Source organism: Streptomyces sp. NPDC017202, assembly GCF_044331705.1.
GTDB lineage: Bacteria > Actinomycetota > Actinomycetes > Streptomycetales > Streptomycetaceae > Streptomyces.
The window spans coordinates 236,159-242,451 of record NZ_JBIRNP010000008.1 but is presented as its reverse complement, the minus strand read 5'-3'; the positions used below and the strand labels follow the sequence as shown (position 1 = coordinate 242,451).

At 73.0% G+C, this 6,293-nt stretch carries 7 protein-coding genes; 5 read left to right on the top strand and 2 right to left on the bottom strand.

The window, feature by feature from the left end; all coding sequences use genetic code 11:
- Window positions 1-164: 164 nt before the first annotated feature.
- Window positions 165-461: a hypothetical protein gene (locus tag ACH4N1_RS18375; RefSeq protein WP_398098240.1), complete on the bottom strand. Its 297-nt coding sequence runs from the start codon at window positions 459-461 to the stop codon at window positions 165-167.
- Window positions 462-696: 235 nt separating this feature from the next.
- On the opposite strand from ACH4N1_RS18375, the gene ACH4N1_RS18370 reads away from it, so the two are divergent.
- From ACH4N1_RS18370 to ACH4N1_RS18350, 5 genes are all read left to right on the top strand, one after another.
- Window positions 697-2,019: an aldehyde dehydrogenase family protein gene (locus tag ACH4N1_RS18370; RefSeq protein WP_398098239.1), complete on the top strand. Its 1,323-nt coding sequence runs from the start codon at window positions 697-699 to the stop codon at window positions 2,017-2,019.
- Window positions 2,020-2,296: 277 nt separating this feature from the next.
- Window positions 2,297-3,187 (top strand): glycoside hydrolase family 19 protein, encoded by an 891-nt coding sequence (locus ACH4N1_RS18365; RefSeq protein ID WP_398098237.1) that lies wholly within the window; start codon window positions 2,297-2,299, stop codon window positions 3,185-3,187.
- A gap of 29 nt (window positions 3,188-3,216) precedes the next feature.
- The gene (locus tag ACH4N1_RS18360) at window positions 3,217-4,122 is read left to right on the top strand and encodes an aldo/keto reductase (protein ID WP_398098235.1); all 906 of its coding nucleotides are present in this window, start codon (window positions 3,217-3,219) and stop codon (window positions 4,120-4,122) included.
- 127 nt (window positions 4,123-4,249) lie between these two features.
- Window positions 4,250-4,642, top strand: coding sequence for a VOC family protein (locus tag ACH4N1_RS18355; RefSeq protein WP_398098233.1), 393 nt, complete (start codon window positions 4,250-4,252; stop codon window positions 4,640-4,642).
- Window positions 4,643-4,717: 75 nt separating this feature from the next.
- The gene (locus ACH4N1_RS18350) at window positions 4,718-5,788 is read left to right on the top strand and encodes an adenosine deaminase (protein WP_398098231.1); all 1,071 of its coding nucleotides are present in this window, start codon (window positions 4,718-4,720) and stop codon (window positions 5,786-5,788) included.
- Here the strand turns inward: ACH4N1_RS18350 and ACH4N1_RS18345 are convergent.
- The gene (locus tag ACH4N1_RS18345; protein WP_398098230.1) at window positions 5,770-6,285 is read right to left on the bottom strand and encodes a DinB family protein; all 516 of its coding nucleotides are present in this window, start codon (window positions 6,283-6,285) and stop codon (window positions 5,770-5,772) included. The genes ACH4N1_RS18350 and ACH4N1_RS18345 overlap by 19 nt on opposite strands.
- Between the last annotated feature and the right edge of the window lie 8 nt (window positions 6,286-6,293).

Sequence of the window (6,293 nt, the reverse complement as noted above, 5' to 3'; positions counted from 1 at the left end):
GGCCCCCCCCCCCGGGTGTGTAGGCCCCTCTTGCCGGCGCCTTCCGTGGTGGTGGACCTCGGGGGGGCCGTTCCCCCCGGGGGGGGGCCGGGCCCCCCCCCCCCCGGGGGGGGGCCCCCCGGCCGTCCCGTGCGTCCGTGCCCCTGCGGGGACGGAACGCGCGCCTAGCGGCCCGCCAGGGCGTCGAGGTGGGCCCCGCGGAAGTCCCGCGTCCGGCCCTGGACCATGACGAACAGCGCCTCCCGCGCCAGTCGCTGGGCCCGGTTCGGCAGCGACAGGGACCGGCCGCCGCCCACCGCCGCCGCCGTCGTGGGCGCGTGCAGGCCGAGCAGGCCCGAGCGCCGGATCTCCGTGAGATGACCGGTGGGGACCTCCGTCCGGTCCACCTCCTCGGCGTGCGGGGCGAGGAGGGTCTGTGCGAGGTGCCGGGCCCGGGTGACGAGCGGGTGCGGTGCGGTCATGGACCGGATTCTTCCCGTGTCGCCGCGCGGGGTGTCGATCCGGGGGCGCCGTTCGTGCGGAAGGCGAAGGGTGCCGCGGCGAACCGCCCCGCTGATCCCGGCGGCAGGGCCGCACGGTGAAGCGGCCGAGCCGGGGAATATGTTTTGGTGCATGAAAGGTTGGCCTATACACCGAGCTGACCGCTCACCACCCGTACCCAGGGCTGAGAAGCCCGCGCACCACCAGCGAGGCACCGTGACCACCGCCATCCCCGAGCAGCCCGCCGACGTCGTCGCCCGGCTGCGCGCCACCTTCCGTACCGGCCGCACCAAGCCCGCCGCCTGGCGGACCGGACAGCTGCGCCGCCTGCGCGAGATGCTCACGGAACGGGGTGAGGACCTGGCCGCCGCCCTCCACGCCGACCTCGGCAAGAGCGCCACGGAGGCCTACCGCACCGAGATCGACTTCACGGTCCGCGAGATCGACCACACCCTCGCCCACCTCGACGACTGGCTGCGTCCCGAACCCGCCCCGGCCCCCGCCCACCTCGGCGCCGACGCCCGCGCCTGGACCCAGTACGACCCGCTCGGTGTCGTCCTCGTCATCGCGCCCTGGAACTACCCCGCCCAACTGCTGCTCGCCCCGCTCGTCGGCGCCCTCGCCGCGGGCAACGCCGTCGTCGTCAAGCCCAGCGAGCTGGCCCCGGCGACCTCCGCCGCGCTCGCCCGGCTGCTGCCCGCCCACCTCGACACCGACGCGGTCGCCGTCGTGGAGGGCGGCGTCCCGGAGACCACGGCCCTGCTGGCCGAACGGTTCGACCACATCTTCTACACCGGCAACGGCACCGTCGGCCGCGTCGTGATGCGGGCCGCCGCCGAGCACCTCACCCCGGTCACCCTCGAACTCGGCGGCAAGTCCCCGGCGTTCGTCGACCGCGACACCGACCTCGCCGTCGTCGCCGACCGGTTGGCCCGCGGCAAGTTCCTCAACGCCGGCCAGACGTGCGTCGCCCCCGACTACGTCCTCACCGACCCCGCGACCGCCGCCGCCCTGGAACCCCTCCTCGCCCGGGCCGTCGAGAAGGTCTACGGCGCCGACCCGCAGACCTCCGGCGAGTACGGCCGGATCGTCAACGAGCGCCACTTCGACCGGCTCACCGGCCTGCTCGGCTCCGGCCGCGTCGTGGTCGGCGGCCGCAGCGACCGCGCGGACAAGTACATCGCGCCGACCGTCCTGGCCGACGTCGACCCCGCATCCCCCGTCATGGGGGAGGAGATCTTCGGCCCGATCCTGCCGATCGTGACCGTCGACGGCCTCGACGGGGCGATCGCGTTCATCAACGACCGCGACAAGCCCCTCGCGCTGTACGTCTTCTCCCAGTCGGAGGAGACCCGCGCGCGCATCGCCGCCGAGACCTCCTCCGGCGGCCTCGGCCACGGTCTGCCGCTGGCCCATCTCACCGTCTCCGACCTGCCGTTCGGCGGAGTGGGGGAGAGCGGCATGGGCAACTACCACGGCCGGTACTCGATGGAGACCTTCAGTCACCGCAAGGCGGTGCTGGAGAAGCCGCTGGGCTGAGCCCCCGAGCAGGGCCGTCCTCCCGGGGCGCGGGAGGTTCCGGCGACACCCCGGCCGGTCGGCCCGCCGCATGCCGACCGGTCGGCCCGGCCGCATCCCGGCCGGGTCGACTGGTCTACACCCTTGACTGGTACATACCAAAGCGGTTGAGTGTGCCTCCACACCCCCCACCACGGCCGCCCCCGAGCCGTGACCGGCTCCACCGGTACGCGCACGAGGCCCGGCTCCGCCCTGCCCCGTGCCGGGGACGGCCGTGCTCCGTGAAGGAGTTGATCCCGTGTCGAGGCGCCGTATCTCCGCGGTCGTGACCGCGCTCGTCCTCTCCAGTGCCGTCCCGGTGCTCCTGCCGGCCACGAGCGCGTCCGCCGCCGCCTGTTCGAGCTATCCCGCCTGGGTGGCCGGCAAGGCCTACCGCACCGGCGACATCGTCCGCTACACCGACGGCAGGGCCTACGTGGCCGAGCACGACAACCCGGGCTACGACCCCGTCATCAGCACCTGGTACTGGGAGCCGTACGCCTGCGACACCGGCCCCGGCACGCCGGTCGGCAGTTTCGTGGTCACCGAGGCGCAGTTCAACCAGATGTTCCCGGGCCGGAACTCCTTCTACTCCTACAGCGGCCTCACCGCCGCCCTCAGTGCCTACCCCGGCTTCACCACCACCGGCAGCGACACCACCAAGAAGCAGGAGGCGGCGGCCTTCCTCGCCAACGTCAGTCACGAGACCGGCGGTCTGGTGCACGTCGTCGAGCAGAACACCGCCAACTACCCGCACTACTGCGACTGGAGCCAGTGGTACGGCTGCCCGGCCGGCCAGGCGGCCTACTACGGGCGCGGCCCCATCCAGCTCAGCTGGAACTTCAACTACAAGGCCGCGGGCGACGCGCTCGGCATCGACCTCCTCAACAACCCCTGGCTGGTGCAGAACGACGCGGCCGTGGCCTGGAAGACGGCCCTGTGGTACTGGAACACCCAGAGCGGTCCCGGCACCATGACGCCGCACAACGCCATGGTCAACGGCGCCGGGTTCGGCCAGACCATACGCTCCATCAACGGCTCCCTGGAGTGCGACGGCAAGAACCCGGCGCAGGTGCAGAGCCGGGTGACCAAGTACCAGCAGTTCGCCCAGATCCTGGGCGTCTCCCCGGGCGGCAACCTCTACTGCTGACCCCGGACGGTGTGTGCGAGACTCCGCCGATGACTTCGGAAACGATCACCGCGGATGCCGCAGGCACCTGGAGACTGGGCGACACGACCGTCGGCCGCATCGGCTTCGGCGCGATGCGGCTGACGGGCGACGCCGCCTTCCATCTCGGCACACCGAGCGACCGCGACCGATCGATCGCCGTCCTGCGTGAGGCGCTCGACCTGGGCGTCAACCACATCGACACCGCGGCCTTCTACTTCTCTTCCCTGCGCTCCGCCAACGAACTGATCAACAGCGCTCTCGCCCCGTACCCGGACGACCTGCTCATCGCCGCCAAGGTCGGCCCCTTCCGCGACTGGTCGGGGGAGTGGGGCACCTCGGCCCGCCCCGAGGACCTCCGCGGCCATGTCGAGGAGAACCTGCGTCAGCTCGGCCGCGACCACCTCGACCTCGTCTACCTGCGCCGGATGGACCAGGAGTCGATCGCCGAACACTTCGGCGCCCTCGCGGAGCTGCGCCGGGCCGGCCTCGTCCGCCACCTCGGCATCTCCGGCGTGGAACCCCGCCACCTCGCCGAGGCGCAGGCCATCGCCCCGGTGGTCGCCGTCCAGAACCGCTACGGCCTCGGAGACCGCCGACCCGCCACCGAGGAACTCCTGCGCCTGTGCGGCGAACAGGGCATCGCCTTCGTCCCGTTCTACGCCATCGCCGGCGACAGCGGCCCGCGCGGAGCCACGACCGCCCACGACGAAGCGGTCCTGGCGGCGGCCCACGCCCACGGCGTGAGCCCCGCGCAGATCCGCCTGGCCTGGACCCTGGCCCGGGGCCCGCACGTCCTGGCCATCCCCGGCACCGGCAACCCCGAGCACCTCACGGAGAACGTGGCGGCGGGACGCCTGCGGCTGACGCCGGCGGAACTGGACCGCCTGAACGGGGCCCACGGCAAGGCGGACTGACCTCCGGCCCGTTCCCGCCGCGCCCACGGCGCGGGTCCGGACTCGGCGGGGTTCTCCGGAGGTGACTGGCGTCCGTCAGGTTTTACGTATAACCTCTCCCGCTAATCAGCCCTCCCGAAAGGTCCCGATGAGTCGCATCGCCCTGGTCACCCTCGTCGTCGACGACTACGACGAGGCGATCCGCTTCTTCACCGAGGCCGTCGGTTTCCGCCTCGCCGAGGACGCGGCGCGTGCCGACGGATCGCGCTGGGTCGTCGTGCGGCCCGACGGCCACCAGGACGGCACCGGCCTGCTGCTGGCCAGGGCCAAGGGCGACGCCCAGCGCTCCCGGGTCGGCGACCAGACCGGCGGACGGGTCGGGTTCTTCCTGTACACCGACGACTTCGCGGGGGACCACGCCCGGATGCGCGCCGCCGGCGTGACCTTCCTGGAGGAGCCCCGCCACGAGCCGTACGGCTCCGTCGCCGTCTTCCGGGACCTGTACGGGAACCGCTGGGACCTGCTCCAGCCCGCCGGCTGACCCCGCCGGTCCTCGCCCTCTCGCGCCCCGCCCCCGCAACCCCGCCCCACCGCCCCGCCCGAGGAAAGACCCACCATGACCGCTACGCGCGTAGACGCCGCCACCCTCCGCCGGCTCCCCAAGGCCGTCCTGCACGACCACCTCGACGGCGGTCTGCGCCCCGCCACCGTCGTCGAGCTGGCGGCCGCGGTGGGCCACACCCTGCCGGCCACGGACCCGCAGGAGCTGGCCGCCTGGTATTTCGAGGCCGCCAACTCCGGTGACCTGGTCCGGTACATAGCGACCTTCGAGCACACCCTCGCCGTCATGCAGACCCGCGAGGGCCTGCTGCGCACGGCGGAGGAGTACGTCCTCGACCTGGCCGCGGACGGCGTCGTCTACGCCGAGGTGCGCTACGCCCCCGAGCTGATGCTCGACGGCGGCCTGACCCTGCCCGAGGTCGTCGAGACGGTCCAGGAGGGCCTCGCGGCCGGCATGGCCAAGGCGGCCGCCGCCGGCACCCCGGTCCGCGTCGGCACCCTGCTGTGCGGCATGCGGATGTTCGACCGGACCCGCGCCACCGCCGACCTCGCGGTCGCCTTCCGGGACGCCGGCGTCGTCGGCTTCGACATCGCCGGCGCCGAGGACGGCTTCCCGCCCGCCGACCACCTGGACGCCTTCGCGCACCTGCGCCGCGAGAACGTCCCCTTCACCATCCACGCCGGCGAGGCGCACGGCCTGCCCAGCATCCACCAGGCCCTCCAGGTCTGCGGCGCCCAGCGCATCGGCCACGGCGTGCGCATCACCGACGACATCGTCGACGGCAAGCTCGGCCGCCTGGCCGGCTGGGTGCGGGACCACCGTGTCGCGCTGGAGATGTGCCCGACGTCCAACCTCCAGACCGGCGCCGCCACCTCCATCGCCGAGCACCCGATCACCGCGCTGAAGGACCTCGGCTTCCGCGTCACCCTCAACACCGACAACCGGCTGGTCTCGGGGACGACGATGACGCGCGAGATGTCGCTGCTGGTCGAGGAGGCGGGCTGGACGGTCGAGGACCTGCGCACCGTCACCGTGAACGCCCTCAAGAGCGCTTTCATCCCGTTCGACGAGCGCAAGGCCCTCATCGAGGACGTCGTCCTGCCGGGCTACGCGGCCGCGCTCTGAAGCAGCCCGCGCACGTAGGCGGCCTGTCCGACGTGCTGGAGATCGTCGGACAGGACGCTGACCAGGCGGACGCCGAGCGTGACCGGCGGGTCCCAGCGCTCGTCCACGACGCGTTCCAGGTCCGCCGCGGTCACCCCGCGCAGCGCCCGGAGGGTCTGCGCGTGGACGGCGTCGTGGTACCCGGTCAGCAGGCCGCCGTCGGTGACCCGTACCCCGGCGACCTGCGCCGCGCTGTGCCCGTACCCGGTGTCCCGGCGCGGCAGGCTCAGGCCGAACCGTTTCTCCCAGTCCTGTGAGAGCCACACCTGATCGAGCCCGAAGGCGTCGGCCACGTGGTCGTCCTGGACGCGGGTGAGGTGCCAGACCAGCCAGGCGACCGAGTTCGTCCCGGCGGCCGGCCGGGCGTTGAGGCCGTCCGGGTCGAGGCCGCCGACGGCGGCGTGGACCTCTTCCCGGACGCGGCCGTAGCCGTCGATGAGGATGTCCTTGGCATGCATACGTCCAC